Origin of the sequence: Thermus amyloliquefaciens, assembly GCF_000744885.1 — a bacterium.
In the GTDB taxonomy this organism is placed as follows: Bacteria; Deinococcota; Deinococci; order Deinococcales; family Thermaceae; genus Thermus; species Thermus amyloliquefaciens.
The window spans coordinates 1572469-1587156 of record NZ_JQMV01000003.1; the positions used below are offsets into that span (position 1 = coordinate 1572469).

Genomic DNA, 14688 nt, shown 5'->3' on the forward strand with positions numbered 1-14688 from the left:
GGGAGGATTTTACCGGGTTCAAGGATAATCGTGGGGTGGAACCGGAGCGCTCCCTCAGGCTCTCCATCTGGGAAGGCGTCTTGGCAATCCTCTTCCTCAACTGGAGCACCGGGGTGATGGTCACCGGGTACGCCCTGGCCCTGGGGGCTTCCCCCAAGGCCCTGGCCCTCTTGGGGGCCCTTCCCTTTCTGGCCCAGCTCCTAACCCCCCTGGCCCTTTTCCTCAGGGGAAACCGCAAAGCCTTGGCGGGGCGCCTCAACCTCCTCTCCCGGGTGCTTTTCCTGCCCGCGGCCTTGGCCGGTTTCTTGCCGGAAGGCTGGAGGGTCCCGACCCTGCTTTTCTTTGCGGGTCTTTCCCAGCTTCTGGCGGCCCCGGTGGGGGTGCTTTGGCTCTCCTGGATGGCGGACCTGGTGCCCGAGGAACGGCGGGGCCGGTATTTCGGCTTCAGGAACGCCCTCTTGGGCCTGGTGGGCACCCTGGGGAACCTCGGGGGAGGCCTGGTGGCCGACCGCCTCCCCCTGCCCCTGGGCTACCAGGCCATCCTCCTCCTGGGGGTGGGGGCCGGGCTCCTTTCCGTCTTGCTGCTACGCCTGCAAAGCGAACCCTCGGAATCCCCCTCCCCGCCCGCCAAGAAGGCGTTAACCATCGCCTGGCAGGACCTGGCCTACCGACGTTACCTGGGGCTCGTCTTCCTCTGGTACGGGGCGGTCATGGTGGGAGGGCCCTACGTCATCCCCTACTTCGTAAGGGTGGGTGGCCTCTCCATGACCGAGGTGGGCCTTTGGACGGTGATATCCGCCACCAGCGGCCTCCTCTTTGGCCCCATCTGGGGCCGCCTGGCGGACCGAAGGGGGCACGGGGTGGTCCTCCGGTGGACCAGCCTGGTGGCCGCCCTCATGCCGGGGCTCTGGCTCATGGGCTCGAGGGAGTTCCCCTGGCCCATATGGCTTTCCGCCCTGGCCGATGCCCTGGCCTGGAGCGGTCTGGGCACCGCCCTGGCCAACGCCGCCCTGGCCCATGCCCCCAAGGAAGTAAGAAACAGCTACCTGGTCCTCTTTTGGCTGGCCTTGGGCCTGGGAGGCCTCTTGGGAAGCTTGCTGGCGGGGAGCGTGGCCAGCCTCGGTTGGGGACCGAGCCCTTACCACCTTCCCATCCTGCTTTCCCTAGGCCTGCGGCTTGGGGTGGCCCTCCGCCTACGGAGGCCCTAAGCCCTTGCGCCGCATCTCCCCCCAGACGCCCCGCTTACGCCAGACCTGGAAGGTGGCAAGAAAACGCTCCCAGGCCAGGATCTGCCGGTAGCCCAGGCCCTCGAGGATGGCCAAAAGCAAAAGCGCCAAGCGGTCCCTGAGCCGGGGATAGCGCTGGAGGAGCAAGGTCTCCATGCCCACCGCCAGCTGGGAAAGAAGCACCCCGTAGGCCAGGGCGAGGAGAAGGAAGAGGAAGGCAAACTCCGCGTTGAAAAGGCCCAGAAGGTAGAAAACGGGCAAAAGCACATACCCCAAGACCTCCACCACAGGGGCCAAGGCCTCAAAGAGAAGGAAGTAGGGCATGGCCAGAAGGCCCAGCCGGCCATACCGGGGGTTAAAGAGCATGACCCGGTGGGTCCAAAGCACCTCCCAAAGCCCCCGGTGCCAGCGGTTCCGTTGCCTTCTTAGGGTGGCCCAGTCCGTGGGCACCTCGGTGTAGCAGATGGGGTCCGGGGTGTAGAGAATGCGGTACTCCCTTCCCTCCTCCCGGGCCCGGCGGTGAAGGCGCACCACCAGCTCCATGTCCTCCCCCACGGTGTCCGTGCGGTACCCCCCGACCCTTAGGACCTCCTCCCGGCGGAAGAGGCCAAAGGCCCCCGAGATGATGAGCAAAGCCCCCATGGCGCTCCAGCCCGCCCGGCCCATGAAAAAGGCCCGGGCGTACTCTATGATTTGCATTATTTCTAGAAAACCCCGGGGAAGGTGCAGGGCTTCCACCACACCTCCCCGCACCACCGCCCCGTTTAAGGGCCTGATGGTTCCCCCCACCGCCAGAACCCGGTCCTCCTCCAGGAAAAGACGGCTCGCCCGGAGGAGGGCCTGGGCATCCAGGAGGCTGTCCGCATCCACGGCGCAGAAAAGGGGGTAGCGGGCCAGGTTGAGCCCGGCGTTCAAAGCGTCGGCCTTACCCCCATTTTCCTTGTCCAACACGATGAGGTTGGGATGGGACAGGGAACGGTACACGGCCCGAACGGGCTTGGTGGGAAGAACCCGGCGGTAAACCCAGTCCACCTCCACCAGGTGGAAGGCCTCCTTGAGCACCTCCAAGGTGCGGTCCTTGGGCCCATCCGCCACCACCACCACCTCAAACTCCGGATACTGCAAGGCCAAAAAGGAACGCACCGAGGGGACAATGGTCTTCTCCTCGTTGTAGGTGGGCACCAGGATGGACACCGGGAGGTACGCCTCCCGCTCCAGAAGATCCTTTAGGGAAAGCTCGGAAAGCTCCCGGGCATAGCGGGCCACCATTCCCAGGCCGAAGAAGGCGAAGAGGGCATAAAAGAAGTTCAAAAAGGCGAAATACCAAAGGATAACCACCTGGTAAAAAAACAAGAAATCCAAAAGGAGGTTCACGCCCCCTCCCGTAGCACCTGCCCTGCCATGGCCCGGCCAAAGGGGTCGGGGTGGCTTTCCGCAGCCCGGGCCAAAAGGCCCTGGTCCATGAGCCAAAGCCCCTCCGCCGCCGCCCGGCGCACGTAAAAGGAAGGGTCGGAAAGGGCCCTCCACAAGGCCTTCTGGGCCAGGGGGTTCCCCAAAAGGCCCATGAGCCTGGCGGCATGGGCCCGCAGGAACTCCCGCTCGTCCTTCAAGGCCGCCAGCAAAGACCCCTCGTAACCCTGGGGTGGGTAGCGCAGGCGGTAAAGGGCACGCATGGCCGCCGCCTTCAGCTCTGGATCCGCATGGTCCAGGAAGGCAAGAACCCTTTCCACCAAGGGCAAAAGCTTCAGCCGGCCCACGGCCTCCAGGGCTGCCCACACCTCCTCCCTTCCCCCTCGGGCGAGGAAAGCCTCCACCACGGGGGTTGCCCGCTCCTCCAGGAGGAGGAGGACCTCCAAAAGGGCCCCGCGGGGTAGACCCGCCTGAAGGAGGGCCTCCGCCAAGGGTACGAGCCCCTCCTCCTGGGCCACCCGGGCCCCGGCCCGGGCCGCCGCCAGGCGCAGGACCGGATCCGGGTGGGCGAGGTAGGGGAGGATGACCTCCAGGGTCTCCGGCAAGCGGGCTTGGGCCAGGGCGTCTAGGGCCTCAAGCCGCAGGGGCCGGGAGGCGTAGCGGGCCCTCAGGACCCGGGGCCAGGGAGGTCTGGCCTGGCGAAGCCAAGCCGCAATCCGGTCGGAAAACTCCCCCTTGAGCATCTCCCGCAGGTTCAAAAGGGCCTCGAGGGCCGCCCGGGGCCAAGGGGGCGGCGGGGGCGGCTCCCCGCCGAAGAGGGCTTGGGTGAACCGCGTCAGCCACTCCTCATACGCCCTTCGCTCCAGAAGCTCCTTGCGGGCGGTGTAGGCGTGGTAGAGAAGGATGTAGGCGGAGAGGCCACTTAAGGCCAGCCCGGTCAGGACCAGGGCCTGGAAAACGGCCCGGTAGACCACCGGGTAGGCAAAGAGGTTAAAGAGCCGCCCCGAAAAGGCCACCGCCAGACCCCCCAGGGCCAAGGCCTCCAGCAGGACCACCAAGGCCACCAAAAGGGCGTAAAGCCGCTCACCCCGCCGCCACATACCGCTCCAGCCTGAGGACCAGCTCCTGGGGGCTGAAGGGCTTGGTGAGGTAGTCCTGGGCCCCAAGCCGCAGGGCCTCCACCACGGTGCGCTCCTGCTTGAGACCCGAAAGCACCAGGACCGGGGTGGGCTTCCCTAGCTCCTGGCGCAGGTGGCGAAGGAGGTCCAGACCGAACCCTCCGGGCAGGTTCAGGTCCAGCACGATGGCGTCCCAGTCCTGGCCCAGGGCCTCGAGGGCCTCAAGGAAATCCCGGGCAAGCCCCACCCCGTGGCCCGCCCGCTTCAGGGCCACCTCCAGCACCCGGGCCACCGTGGGATCGTCCTCCACCAACAGAACCTTTGCCATCCCGCTCATCTTATCCTCCTTAGGGAAGCCGGCTCAACAGCGCCGCCACCTCCTCGTCGGGCCTAAGGCGAAGCTCTGCCTGCAAAAGCTCCTTGGCCTCCTCCACCCGGCCTTGCTCCAGGAGGGCTTTGGCCAGGGTGAAGCGCCCCAAGGGGTAGTCCGGAGCCACCGCCAAGACCTGCCGCGCCAAAAGCTCCGCCTCCTTGGCCCGCCCCAGGGCCAACGCCACCTCCGCCAGGCCCCAGCGGGCATCCAGGTTCCCCGGGTCTTCCCCAAGGACCCTGCGGTAGTTCTCCTCCGCCTCCCCATAGCGCCCCATGTGGTAGAGGAGCCGGGCGTAGCGCACCCGCACGTCGGGGCTGTCCAGGAGGGCCAAGGAGCGCTCAAACAGGGGTTTAGCCTCGGCGTGGCGGCCTTGGAGGTAAAGGGCGAAGGCCAGCTCCCCGATGGCCTCGGCGTCGTCGGGGAAAGCGGCCACCGCCTTCCGCAAGTAGGCCTCCGCCCCCCTAGGGTCCTGGGGAAGCCGCCTTTTGCCCTCGTGGAAGCTCCTCCGCTCCCGGAAGGGCACGGGGTCCGAGGGGTAGCCCTCCAGGCCCACCTCGTCCAAGGCCATGACCCGCACCTGGCTCAGGCGATCCCCCTGGGGCAGGTAGCGGAAGACGCTCCCCTCCCCCTTGGCGGCGAGGACCACCCGGTCCCCGCTTTGCACCTCCACCCGGAACCCCTTGGCCCCCTCGGGCAGGAGGAGGCGGAAGACCACCTCCCCCCCCCCGCCCCCGGCACCGGGCGCACCAGGGGCGCGGGGAGGAGCTTGCGCCGCACCCCCTTGCCCAACACCGCCCCCTCCCCGGCGGACAGGGCCTCCCGGCCCAAGGCCACCCGCCCCCGGTAGAGGGAAACCCGGGCCGTTTCCTCGCGGAAAAGGCGCAGGTGGGTGCCCGTGGGCCGCACCTCCCCTTCCGGGGTGATGAGGGCCAGGGGCACCGGGGCCTCCCGCACCGCCTCCACCCCACCCGCCTCCAAGGCCACCTGGAGGCGCTCCCCACCCCCAAAGAGGCTTCGCCAGCGCTTCACCTCCCCTTGCGCCTCCGGGCTAAAGGCCAGGGTCAACCCCCGGAGCCGGACCACCTCCCCCGCGGGCACCTCCCCGAAGCCCCGGGAGCCCAAAGGGGCGGGGAAGATGGGCATGCGGGCCAGGGCGATGAGGGCCACCATCAGGAGGAGGAGCCTGCCCACGGGAGCCCGCTGGCCGGGCTTAGGCCTGGGCAGGAGGAGGAGAAAGGTGCTCCCCCGGCCCAGGCGGCTTTTTAGGCGCACCTCCCCCCCGTGGGCCTCGAGGACCCGCTTCACCAAGGCCAGGCCCAAACCCGTCCCCTCCACCTCCCCACGGGTGGAGGCCCGGTAAAAGGGCTCAAAGACCTTGGCCTGCTCCTCCTCGGGGATGCCGGGGCCGGTGTCGGACACCGCCACCCCGTAGCGGTCCTGCCCCACCAGAAGGCGCAGGCTCACCCGCCCCCCCTCGGGCGTGTACTTCACCGCGTTGTTGACCACGTTGAGGACCGCCTGGTACAGCCACTCCCGGTCCCCATAGACCCAGGCCTCCCGCCGGGGCAGGACCAGGCGCAGGGCGATCCGCTTCCGCCGGGCCACGGGCCGCATCTCCTCCGCCACCTGGCGCAGAAGCTCCCTCAGGTCCACCCGCTCGCTTTTGAGCCGCACCCCCTGCCCCAGGCGCAGGTACTCCCGTGCCTTCTGCAAAAGCTCCTGGATCCGCCGGGCGCTTTTCTCGGCGATCCCCAGGAGCTCCCTGGCCTCCTCCGGTAGCCCCTCGGTCTCCAGGGCCAGCTCCAGGGCCCCCAGCACGCTCATCAGGGGGTTCTTGATCTCGTGGAGCAGGAGGCCCAGGAGCCGGGCGCTCTCCTCCTGGCTCTTCAAAAGGGCGAGCTCCCGCTCCCTGAGCTCCAGGACCTCCCGAAAGGCCCGCAGGAGGAGGGACAAGGTCTCCCGGACCTCCCGGGAAGGGGCGGGGCCCTCCCAGTAGAGGACCAGGTCCCCCTCCTCCAGGAGCTTCTCCCCACGCACCGGGCCCTGGGGGAGCACCTCCCCCCGGAAGACCAAGCGCACGGGATAGCGCTGGAGAAGCTGCGTGAGAAAACCCAGGTCAGCGGGAGGGGCCTTGAGCATCTGTCCTCAGGCTACCCCGGGCCTGTGAAGGCCCTGTGAAACCTAAGGTGGAGGTTGCCGCAATAGACCGGGAAGAAGGGCGATGCCCAAAGTCTTTCTGGGGTCCCCGTCGTGGCTTGCGCCACGACGGGGTACTTAGGGCCTCGGGGCCATCACCACCAGGAGAAGGGCCGGGTTGGCGGACTCGTTGCGCACCCCATGGGCCTCCCCGGAGCGGGCCAGGGCCGCCATCCCGGGAACCAGAAGCGCCTCCTCCTCCCCAATCCTCACCACCACCTCCCCTTCCAGGACGTAATAGGCCTTGTCCGAGCCCTCGTGCACGTGCACCTTCTGCGCCTGCCCGGGAAGGAGGGCGTAGAGGTCAAAGAACATGTGCTCGGACTCAAACACCGGGATCTTGGCCATCTTCTCCGGGCTGAAGCGGGCGAGGCTTTTCAGGTCCTTGATCTCCATGTTTCCGAGTCTACTTGACGGAGGCCTCAGAGGGCACTAGACTAACCTTTGCGCGCCGGGGAGTAGCGCAGCCTGGTAGCGCACACGCTTGGGGTGCGTGTGGTCGTCGGTTCAAATCCGGCCTCCCCGACCAAAAGGCCCCGCCCAAACGGGCGGGGCTTGGTCATTGGGCTTGGGTCCCCACCCTGGCATGGCCAGGGTGGGGGGGTCTATGCCCGGCCCACCGTGCCCATCAATTCAAACTTCTCCCGGATCACCTGCTTCAGGTAGTCCCTGCCCTTCCCGAGGATCTTCCTGGGGTCAAACTCCTTGGGGTTCCCCAGCACCACCTCGCGGATGCCCAGGGTCATGGCCAGGCGCAGGTCGGTGTCGATGTTGATCTTGGCGATCCCCTTGGGGATGGCCTTACGGATGTCCTCGTCGTGGATGCCCGTGGCCTCCTTGAGCTCAGCCCCCGTGGCCAGGAGCTTCTCCTTGAGCCAGGCGGGGACCCCGCTGGCCCCGTGGAGCACCAGGGGGATGGAAACCCGCTTGCTGATCTCCTCGAGGCGCTTGTGGTCAATGTAGGGCCGCCCCTTCCCCTTGTAGGCCCCGTGGCTGGTGCCGATGGCGATGGCCAGGTAGTCAATCCCCGTCTCCGCCACGAAGCGCTCCGCCTCCTCGGGGTCGGTGAGGAAGGCCTCGGCCTCGGACACCTGGATGTTGTCCTCAATGCCCTGAAGCCGCCCAAGCTCCGCCTCCACGCTCACCCCCACCGCATGGGCCGCCTCCACCACCTTCTTGGTCTCGGCCACGTTTTCCTCAAAGGGGTGGTGGCTGGCGTCAATCATCACGCTGGTGAAGCCCGCCCGCAGAGCCTGCATCACCATCTTGAAGTCGGCCCCGTGGTCCAGGTGAAGGACCACGGGCACCTTGGTGCGGCTGGCCATGTCCTTCACCAGGTTGGCCAGGTTCTCCATCCCGGCGTACTTCCGGGCCCCGTCGGAAATCTGGATGAAGACGGGGGCCCGGAGCTCGTCGGCCACCTCGAGGATGGCCTGGGTGATCTCCAGGTTGTTGGTGTTGAAACTGGGAACCGCATAGCCTTCCCGCCGCGCCTTGTCCAGAACCTCCTTACCTATCACCAAGGGCATACAGCACCTCCTTTAGCTCCCTAAGGTTATCAGCCACGGGCCGCTGGTTGAAAAGGGCGCTCCCCGCCACGGCCACGTCCGCCCCCGCCCGGTACACCTCGGCCACGGTCTCCCGGTTCACCCCCCCGTCCACCTGGATGAGGCAGGAAGGGTTAAGCCTGTCCCGCATCTCCTTGAGGCGGCGAAGCCTCCCCGTGGCGCTGGGGATGTACCTCTGCCCCCCAAACCCCGGGTTCACGCTCATGAGGAGGGCCAGGTCCAGCTCGGGCAAAAGGGGTTCAAAGGCCTCCAGGGGGGTGGCGGGGTTAAGGGCCAGCCCCGCCTTCTTCCCCAGCTCCTTCACCTTCTGCACCGCCCGGTGGGCGTGGGGCGTGGCCTCGTAGTGGACGGTGATGAGGTCGGCCCCGGCGCGGGCGAAGTCCTCCAGGTAGCGCTCCGGTTGCACGATCATCAGGTGCACGTCCAAGGGCAGGGAGGTTACCCGCCGCACCGCCTCCACCAAAAGGGGGCCGAAGGTGAGGTTGGGGACGAAGACCCCGTCCATCACGTCCAGGTGGATCCAGTCCACCCCGGCCGCCTCCGCCTCCTGGATCTGGTCCTTAAGCCTCGCCAGGTCCGCCGTCAGGATGGAGGGCGCAAACTTGAGCATTCCCATCCCCCTAGGCCACCCGCAGGTGTCCCCGCTCGATGGCCAGCTCCCGCATCTTAACCAGATAGTAGGCGATGATGAGCTGGGTCAGGGCCAGGGGGTAGCTCTGCCCCGCCTTGTCCCAGAAGGTGCCCACCAGGCTGGGGTCAAAGTGCTCGGCGTGAGCCCCCAGGTGTTCCCAGATGATCCGCTCAAAGGCCTGGGCCCGTTCGGGGGTCACGTTGCCGGTGATGTCCAGGATGTCCGCCTCCTTCCGGGTTTCCAGGCGGATAAGGGCCTCGTCCTCGTAGGCGGAGTGGAGCACCTCGGAAAGGTCCAGACGGGGCAGGGTGTGCTTGAGGGCGATGCGCACGTTCAGGGTGCTGGGGTTCTCGGGGTCGTAGCCCGCGGGGCGGTAGAAGCGCACGATGATGTCCGCGTGCTCCTTCTGGGGCCAGATGAAGGCCCGGGAATCGGGCATGCGCCTTTCGATGTCGGCGATGACCTCCTCCGGGGTGTAGCCCCGCTTGGCCACGTCGCGCTTCACCTTCCACTCGCGCCTCAGCTCCTCCTCGGGGTCCAAGTAGACGGTGAGGTGGTAACGGCTCCTAAGGGCAGGGGAGAACAGGGTGAGGAGCCCCTCGAGGATCACCACCCGGGGAACAAGCCTCCCCTCCTCCTCCACCGCCCGGGGAGCGGGGACGTAGACGGGCGGGTCAAAGGTGCCCGTGGAGTGGTTGTACACGGGCTTCAGGATGGGCTCCCCCTCGGACAAGAGGCGCACGTGCTGCTCCATGATGTCCATGTAGTTGCACTCGGGGTTCAGGGGGGTGATGCCCAGCTCCTTGCGCTGCTTGCGGTCGTACTTGTGGTAGTCGTCCACGCAGATGTTGGTGGTCCGCTCCACCCCAAGAAGCCGGGCGATCCCCCCGGAGATGGTGGTCTTCCCCGCCCCCGAGTCGCCGGCAATGCCTAACATAAAGGGCCTATGGGGCATCTTCCTCCTCCCTTCCCTCCTCCTTAAATACCGAGCTGGCGTAGATGTCCTCCGCGGTAATGGTCATGAGGTCCTCTGGGGTCACGGGGCCTGCCTTCTGGTAAAGCCGGTAGGCCTGCCTAAGCTTGAAGCGGTCCAGGGCGTTGCGCACGCTTCGGGCGTAAGCGAAGTTGGGAAGCCGCATGCGCCTTTCCAAGTACTCCAGGAAGGCCTTTTCCGCCTCCTCGGTGAAGCGGTAGCCCTGCCTCTCCAGCATGAGCTTGCCGATCTGGAAGAGCTCCTCGGCGCTGTAGGGGGGAAACTCTATGTGGTGGGCGATGCGGGAGCGCATCCCCGGGTTTAGGGCGAAGAACTCCTCCATGCGGTCCTTGTAACCGGCCAGGATCACCACCAGGTCCTCCCGCTGGTTTTCCATGACCTGCAGGAGGATCTCTATGGTCTCCTGGCCGTAGTCCCGCTCGTTCTCCGCCCGGTAGAGGCTGTAGGCCTCGTCGATGAAGAGGACACCCCCCATGGCCCGCTTCAAGACCTCCTTGGTCTTGGGAGCGGTGTGGCCGATGTACTGCCCCACCAGGTCATCGCGGCTGGCCACCACCAGGTGGTCGCGGCGGATGTAGCCCAGCTTGTGCAGGATGGTGGCCATGCGCATGGCCACGGTGGTCTTCCCCGTGCCCGGGGGGCCCACGAAGGCCATGTGCAGGGTGGGGCGGTCGGCGGTAAGCCCCAGCTCCCGGCGGAGCCGGTCCACGGAGAGGTAGGCGGCGATCTCCCGGATCCGGCGCTTCACCGGATGAAGGCCCACCAGCTCCCGATCCAAGGTGTCCAGCACCGCCTCGATCTCGGGGTTCTTCACCACCGCCAGGTTTTGGCCTTGGGTTTCCTGCATGGCCCTCCTTAGGGTTTTGGGAATGGGCCCCGGCCGGGGCCGGGGCCCCTAGATCCCGGGGATTACTCCTGGTAGCGCTCGCCCTCCGGCCTCATGGTGGCGTAGGGTTCCAAGGTGTATTTCAGCCTGCGCCCATCGCTCCAAAGCTGCCGGTGGAGGCGGAAGCCAGGCTCCTTCTTGGGCCGGTGAGCGATGAAGGAAACCCTCTGCGCCTGCCACATGGGGGAGGAATCGTAGCCGTTGATCTTGATGTAGGAGTTGGGGAAGGCCTCGCGGCACTTCTGGAACTCGTACATGGCCGCCGCGGCATCCTCCAGGTCAAACATGGGCAGGCCCCACATGTTCCAGTAGACGTTGTAGGGGCTGGGGTCGTCGGTGTACTCAATGGAAACCGCCCAGCCGTTTCGGATGATGTACTCAATCTGGGCGCGGATCTCCTCGTCCGTGAGGTCGGGCAGGTAGGAGAAGGTACCTTGGGTAATGCGCATCTTCACACCCTCCTTCCCTTAGTTGCTGGGGGTGGGCACCACGTCCGGGGTATCGGTGGAGGCGAAGTCAAAGGTGACGCTGCCCCAGGTTTCCAAAGCCGCCGCCAGGGCCGGGGAGTGCTGGGCAGCCTTCTTGAGGATCTCGGGGCCCTCGGCCAGGATGTCCCGGCCCTCGTTTCTGGCCTTCACCATGGCTTCCAGGGCCACCCGGTTGGCCGTGGCCCCCGCCTGGATGCCCATGGGGTGGCCGAAGGTGCCGCCGCCAAACTGCAGGACCACATCGTCCCCGAAGAGGGAAAGGAGAAGGTGCATCTGGCCGGCGTGGATCCCACCGGAGGCCACGGGCATAACCGGGGCCAAGTAACCCCAGTCCTGGTCAAAGTAGATGCCCTTCACCGGGTCCGCCTTCACGTACTGCTCCCTCAGGATGTCGTAGTAGCCCCGCACCAGGTTGGGATCGCCCTCCAGCTTACCCACGGCGGTGCCGGCGTGGAGGTGGTCCACCCCCAGCATGCGAAGCCACTTGGCCACCACCCGGAAGTTCACCCCGTGGTTCTTCTGGCGGGTAAAGGTGGAGTGGCTAGCCCGGTGCATGTGGAGGAGCATGCCGTTTTTGTGGCACCAGTTGGACACGGACTGCAAGGCGGTGTAGCCCATGGTGAGGTCCACCATGACCACGATGGCGCCGATCTCCTTGGCGAACTCCAGGCGCTCGTAGACCTGCTCCATGTCGGCGGCGGTCACGTTCATGTAGTGCCCCTTGCGCTCCCCCGTGACCTGCTCCGCCTTCATCACCGCCTCCTGGGCGTAGAGGAAGCGGTCCCGCCAGCGCTGGAAGGGCTGGGAGTTGGTGTTCTCGTCGTCCTTGGTGAAGTCCAGGCCCCCTGCCAGGGCCTCGTAGACCACCCGGCCGTAGTTCTTGCCGGAAAGGCCCAGCTTGGGCTTCACCGTGGCCCCCAGGAGGGGGCGGCCGTACTTGTTCAGCATGTCCCGTTCCACGGGAATCCCATGGGGCGGGCCCTTGAAGGTCTTGAGGTAGGCCACCGGGATGCGGAGGTCCTCGAGGCGCAGCGCCCTAAGGGCCTTGAAGCCGAAGACGTTCCCGATGATGGAGGAGGTCATGTTGGCGATGGACCCCTCCTCAAAAAGCGCCAGGTCGTAGGCGATCCAGGCGAAGTACTGCTCGGGGTTGCCAGGAACCGGCTCCACCCGGAAGGCCTTGGCCTGGTAACGGTCCAGGCTGGTGAGGCGGTCGGTCCAGACCACGGTCCAGGTGGCGGTGGAGGATTCCCCGGCCACCGCCGCCGCCGCCTCCTCGGGCTCAATCCCCGGCTGCGGGGTCACGCGAAAAAGGGCGATGGTATCCGTATCCTTGGGCTCGTAGTCGGGCTGCCAATAGCCCATCTGTTTGTACTCCACCACCCCGCCCTTCTTGTAGATGGCCTTCTTATCCGTCATGCTTCCCTCCTAATAGGCCACGGGGCTGATGCCCCGAAGCTTTTCAAGCCGGTGCCAGGCTTCCACCTTCCTGAGGGTGCGGGTGGCCCCGCGGATCACCAGGCTCTCGGTCCAGGCCCGGTTTTCCCCGTAGCGCACCCCCCGGAGGAAGGGCCCGTCGGTGATGCCGGTGGCGGCGAAGTGGGTGTCCTCCGCCGAGCAGAGTTCCTCCAAGGTGTACACCCGATCCAGGTCATAGCCGGCATGGATCACGTTCCAGCGCTCCTCCTCGCTTTGCGGGTCCAGGCGCATCTGCATCCCGCCCCCTAAGGCCCGCACCGCCACGGCGGCGATCACCCCCTCGGGGGTACCCCCCGTGCCCATGAGCACGTCAATGCCCGTGTCGGGCAGCACCGCGGCCAGGGCCCCGCCCACATCCCCATCGGTCTGCAGGCTGATGCGGGCCCCCGCCAGGCGGATCTCCTCAATGAGCCTCTGGTGACGGGGCTTATCCAGGACGAAAACCGTAAGCTCCCGCACCTCTTTTTTCAGGGCGCGGGCGATCTCCTTGAGGTTGTCGGCCACCGAGGCCCTTAGGTCAATGGCCTCCTTGGCCTCAGGCCCCACCACCAGCTTGGCCGCATAAAAGGCTGGCCCAGGGTTGAAGAGGGTGCCCTCCGGCGCGGCGGCGATCACGCTGATGGCCCCCGGGCGGCCCAGGGCCAAAAGCCTTGTGCCCTCCACGGGATCCACCGCCAGGTCCCAAAGGAGCCCTCCCCCCTGGCCCAGCACCTCCCCGTTGTAGAGCATGGGGGCCTGGTCCTTCTCCCCTTCCCCGATCACCACCCGGCCGCGGAAGTCCAGGCTATTCAGGAGAAGGCGCATGGCCTCCACCGCCGCCCGGTCCCCCCCTTCCTTATCCCCCCGGCCCACATACCGGGCCGAGGCCAAGGCGGCGGCCTCGGTGGCCCGCATCAGGTCCAGGCCCAGGTTGCGCGTGGGCATAGCCATGCGCTTACCTTAGAAGGGGGGTTTTATTATTGCAATCATATGTTTCTCGGCCTAACATAAGCTCATGCTCATATCTAAAAACGCTAAACTGCCGAACCCTGCCGCATTACGGGTTTTTGTCACCGTGGTGGAGGAAGGCGGCGTGGGCCGGGCCGCCTTGGCCCTGGGCATCACCCAGCCCGCGGTGAGCCAGTACCTGAGGGCCCTGGAGGAACAGGTGGGCCACCCCCTTTTTGAGCGCCAGGGGCGCCACCTGGTTCTCTCCCGGGTGGGGGAAGCCCTCCTGCCCGAGGCCAGGCGGGTGGTGCAGGCCCTGGAGGAGTTCCAGCGGGTTTCCCAGGCCATGGGCCGGCTGGAGTTGGGGGAGGTGACCCTGGGCGCCGCCACCACCATGGCCACCTACGTGCTTCCCGCGTTCCTTAAGGATTTCCACGAGGCCCACCCGGGGGTTCGGGTGCATGTGGAAAGCGGCTCCTCTGAGCGCCTGGCGGAAAGGTTGCGCATGGGGGAGGTGGAGTTCGCCATCTTGGAAGGGGTGGAGCACTGGGAAGGCTACGAGCGCCACCTCTTCTACGAGGACGAGCTGGTCCTCATCGTGCCCCCCGACCACCCCTGGGCGGGGCGGGAAGCCGTACCCCCGGGGTGGCTAAAGGAGGAAACCCTCATCGTGCGCAAGCCGGGCTCCATGACCTGGCGAGCCTTGGAAAGGGCCTTTGAGCAGGTGGGCCTCGAGCTGAACCCGATTTTTTACACCGACAACAACGAGGTCACCAAGCGCCTGGTGCTGGCAGGGGCCGGGGTGGGGATCGTGAGCCGGGTGGTGGTCCAGCCCAACCTGAAGGTGGGGAACCTCCGCGCCCTGCGGCTTTCCGAGCCCGTGGGGGAGATCAGGCGTTACTTCTGGCTGGTCCACCCCAAGAGCGTGGCCAACCCCGCGGCCCAAGCCCTCATCGCCCTGTTGCGTTCTTAGTGAGGCGCATGGCCAAGGCCAGGGCCACCACCATGAGGGAAAGGAGCGCCAGCTCGGCCAGGACCGCCATAAAGGCGGGGTCTGCCAGGTCAAACTTTTCCACCGCCTCCGCGGTCAGGACCAGGATGCGGCGGATGGCGGCGATGAGGCCGATGACCAGAAAGGGGGTAGCCTCGAGGCTCCCTTCCCGGGCGAAACGCAAAAGGGTGTAGAGGATCTCCGCCAGCATCAAGGCCAGGAGTACCCGATCCAGGAGGCCGAGGGCCACTTCCCCGTAATCCCCCGCCATCAGGTGGTGCACCCCTTCCACCAGGGTGGTAAGGAGGAGAACCGCCGCCCCCCCGGCGATGAGGAAGCCGGCAAAAAGGTAGATGACCGTCTCCGTGGTCTGCAGGATCTGGTAGGCGTCCCGCTTCACC

Annotated in this window: 16 protein-coding genes and 1 tRNA gene; 3 read left to right on the forward strand and 14 right to left on the reverse strand. The window is 66.6% G+C overall.

Annotation, left to right across the window (positions count from 1 at the left end; translation table 11 throughout):
* Window positions 1-35 precede the first annotated feature (35 nt).
* Window positions 36-1208: an MFS transporter gene (locus BS74_RS08405; RefSeq protein WP_038057861.1), complete on the forward strand. Its 1173-nt coding sequence runs from the start codon at window positions 36-38 to the stop codon at window positions 1206-1208.
* Here BS74_RS08405 and BS74_RS08410 read toward each other — a convergent pair.
* The 6 genes from BS74_RS08410 to BS74_RS08430 form a co-directional block, all read right to left on the reverse strand.
* Window positions 1194-2600, reverse strand: coding sequence for a glycosyltransferase family 2 protein (locus BS74_RS08410; protein WP_038057863.1), 1407 nt, complete (start codon window positions 2598-2600; stop codon window positions 1194-1196). The two genes, BS74_RS08405 and BS74_RS08410, sit on opposite strands and share 15 nt — an antisense overlap.
* Complete coding sequence (locus BS74_RS13025; protein WP_038057865.1) at window positions 2597-3736, reverse strand: HEAT repeat domain-containing protein; 1140 nt, start codon at window positions 3734-3736, stop codon at window positions 2597-2599. The genes BS74_RS08410 and BS74_RS13025 overlap by 4 nt, the downstream gene beginning before the upstream one ends.
* Window positions 3720-4082 carry a response regulator transcription factor gene (locus BS74_RS08420; protein WP_038059079.1) on the reverse strand — a complete coding sequence of 121 codons (363 nt, stop codon included), beginning with the start codon at window positions 4080-4082 and terminating at the stop codon, window positions 3720-3722. The genes BS74_RS13025 and BS74_RS08420 overlap by 17 nt, the downstream gene beginning before the upstream one ends.
* 19 nt (window positions 4083-4101) lie before the next feature.
* Window positions 4102-4695, reverse strand: a complete 594-nt coding sequence (locus BS74_RS12560) for a tetratricopeptide repeat protein (protein ID WP_245606140.1) — start codon at window positions 4693-4695, stop codon at window positions 4102-4104.
* A gap of 14 nt (window positions 4696-4709) precedes the next feature.
* Window positions 4710-6266 (reverse strand): sensor histidine kinase, encoded by a 1557-nt coding sequence (locus BS74_RS08425; protein WP_245606098.1) that lies wholly within the window; start codon window positions 6264-6266, stop codon window positions 4710-4712.
* Between the two features lie 135 nt (window positions 6267-6401).
* The gene (locus tag BS74_RS08430; RefSeq protein WP_038057867.1) at window positions 6402-6719 is read right to left on the reverse strand and encodes a cupin domain-containing protein; all 318 of its coding nucleotides are present in this window, start codon (window positions 6717-6719) and stop codon (window positions 6402-6404) included.
* 56 nt (window positions 6720-6775) lie between these two features.
* Here BS74_RS08430 and BS74_RS08435 point away from each other — a divergent pair.
* Window positions 6776-6852, forward strand: a tRNA-Pro gene (locus BS74_RS08435).
* A gap of 76 nt (window positions 6853-6928) precedes the next feature.
* Here the strand turns inward: BS74_RS08435 and fba are convergent.
* The 7 genes from fba to glpX all read right to left on the reverse strand — a co-directional run bounded on the left by fba (window position 6929) and on the right by glpX (window position 13293).
* Window positions 6929-7852, reverse strand: coding sequence for a class II fructose-1,6-bisphosphate aldolase (gene fba / locus BS74_RS08440; protein ID WP_038057869.1), 924 nt, complete (start codon window positions 7850-7852; stop codon window positions 6929-6931).
* A complete protein-coding gene (gene rpe, locus BS74_RS08445; RefSeq protein ID WP_038057871.1) occupies window positions 7833-8501 on the reverse strand; it encodes a ribulose-phosphate 3-epimerase in 669 nt (222 codons plus the stop codon). Before rpe ends, fba begins: the two co-directional genes overlap by 20 nt.
* Before the next feature lie 10 nt (window positions 8502-8511).
* The gene (locus tag BS74_RS08450) at window positions 8512-9459 is read right to left on the reverse strand and encodes a phosphoribulokinase (RefSeq protein ID WP_245606099.1); all 948 of its coding nucleotides are present in this window, start codon (window positions 9457-9459) and stop codon (window positions 8512-8514) included.
* A gap of 7 nt (window positions 9460-9466) precedes the next feature.
* Entirely contained in the window at window positions 9467-10363 is an 897-nt protein-coding gene (gene cbbX / locus BS74_RS08455; protein WP_038057875.1) for a CbbX protein, read from the reverse strand.
* 62 nt (window positions 10364-10425) lie between these two features.
* Window positions 10426-10851: a ribulose bisphosphate carboxylase small subunit gene (locus BS74_RS08460; protein ID WP_038057877.1), complete on the reverse strand. Its 426-nt coding sequence runs from the start codon at window positions 10849-10851 to the stop codon at window positions 10426-10428.
* A gap of 18 nt (window positions 10852-10869) precedes the next feature.
* The gene (locus BS74_RS08465) at window positions 10870-12309 is read right to left on the reverse strand and encodes a ribulose-bisphosphate carboxylase large subunit (protein ID WP_038057879.1); all 1440 of its coding nucleotides are present in this window, start codon (window positions 12307-12309) and stop codon (window positions 10870-10872) included.
* Between the two features lie 9 nt (window positions 12310-12318).
* Window positions 12319-13293, reverse strand: a complete 975-nt coding sequence (glpX, locus tag BS74_RS08470) for a class II fructose-bisphosphatase (protein ID WP_081914572.1) — start codon at window positions 13291-13293, stop codon at window positions 12319-12321.
* Window positions 13294-13363: 70 nt separating this feature from the next.
* Here glpX and BS74_RS08475 point away from each other — a divergent pair, with 70 nt between their 5' ends.
* Window positions 13364-14269, forward strand: coding sequence for a LysR family transcriptional regulator (locus BS74_RS08475; protein ID WP_038057883.1), 906 nt, complete (start codon window positions 13364-13366; stop codon window positions 14267-14269).
* Here BS74_RS08475 and BS74_RS08480 read toward each other — a convergent pair.
* Complete coding sequence (locus BS74_RS08480) at window positions 14247-14687, reverse strand: phosphate-starvation-inducible PsiE family protein (RefSeq protein WP_081914573.1); 441 nt, start codon at window positions 14685-14687, stop codon at window positions 14247-14249. The genes BS74_RS08475 and BS74_RS08480 overlap by 23 nt on opposite strands.
* Window position 14688: the final 1 nt, after the last annotated feature.

What these genes read in the sequence shown, in the direction of transcription:
- BS74_RS08425 (WP_245606098.1), bottom strand. Translation starts at nt 6,266, where the DNA reads ATGCTCAAGGCCCCTCCCGCTGACCTGGGTTTTCTCACGCAGCTTCTC.
- BS74_RS12560 (WP_245606140.1), bottom strand. Translation starts at nt 4,695, where the DNA reads ATGGCCTTGGACGAGGTGGGCCTGGAGGGCTACCCCTCGGACCCCGTG.
- BS74_RS08475 (WP_038057883.1), top strand. Translation starts at nt 13,364, where the DNA reads ATGCTCATATCTAAAAACGCTAAACTGCCGAACCCTGCCGCATTACGG.
- BS74_RS13025 (WP_038057865.1), bottom strand. Translation starts at nt 3,736, where the DNA reads ATGTGGCGGCGGGGTGAGCGGCTTTACGCCCTTTTGGTGGCCTTGGTG.
- fba (WP_038057869.1), bottom strand. Translation starts at nt 7,852, where the DNA reads ATGCCCTTGGTGATAGGTAAGGAGGTTCTGGACAAGGCGCGGCGGGAA.
- rpe (WP_038057871.1), bottom strand. Translation starts at nt 8,501, where the DNA reads ATGCTCAAGTTTGCGCCCTCCATCCTGACGGCGGACCTGGCGAGGCTT.
- BS74_RS08450 (WP_245606099.1), bottom strand. Translation starts at nt 9,459, where the DNA reads ATGTTAGGCATTGCCGGCGACTCGGGGGCGGGGAAGACCACCATCTCC.
- BS74_RS08420 (WP_038059079.1), bottom strand. Translation starts at nt 4,082, where the DNA reads ATGGCAAAGGTTCTGTTGGTGGAGGACGATCCCACGGTGGCCCGGGTG.
- BS74_RS08430 (WP_038057867.1), bottom strand. Translation starts at nt 6,719, where the DNA reads ATGGAGATCAAGGACCTGAAAAGCCTCGCCCGCTTCAGCCCGGAGAAG.
- BS74_RS08460 (WP_038057877.1), bottom strand. Translation starts at nt 10,851, where the DNA reads ATGCGCATTACCCAAGGTACCTTCTCCTACCTGCCCGACCTCACGGAC.
- cbbX (WP_038057875.1), bottom strand. Translation starts at nt 10,363, where the DNA reads ATGCAGGAAACCCAAGGCCAAAACCTGGCGGTGGTGAAGAACCCCGAG.
- glpX (WP_081914572.1), bottom strand. Translation starts at nt 13,293, where the DNA reads ATGCCCACGCGCAACCTGGGCCTGGACCTGATGCGGGCCACCGAGGCC.
- BS74_RS08465 (WP_038057879.1), bottom strand. Translation starts at nt 12,309, where the DNA reads ATGACGGATAAGAAGGCCATCTACAAGAAGGGCGGGGTGGTGGAGTAC.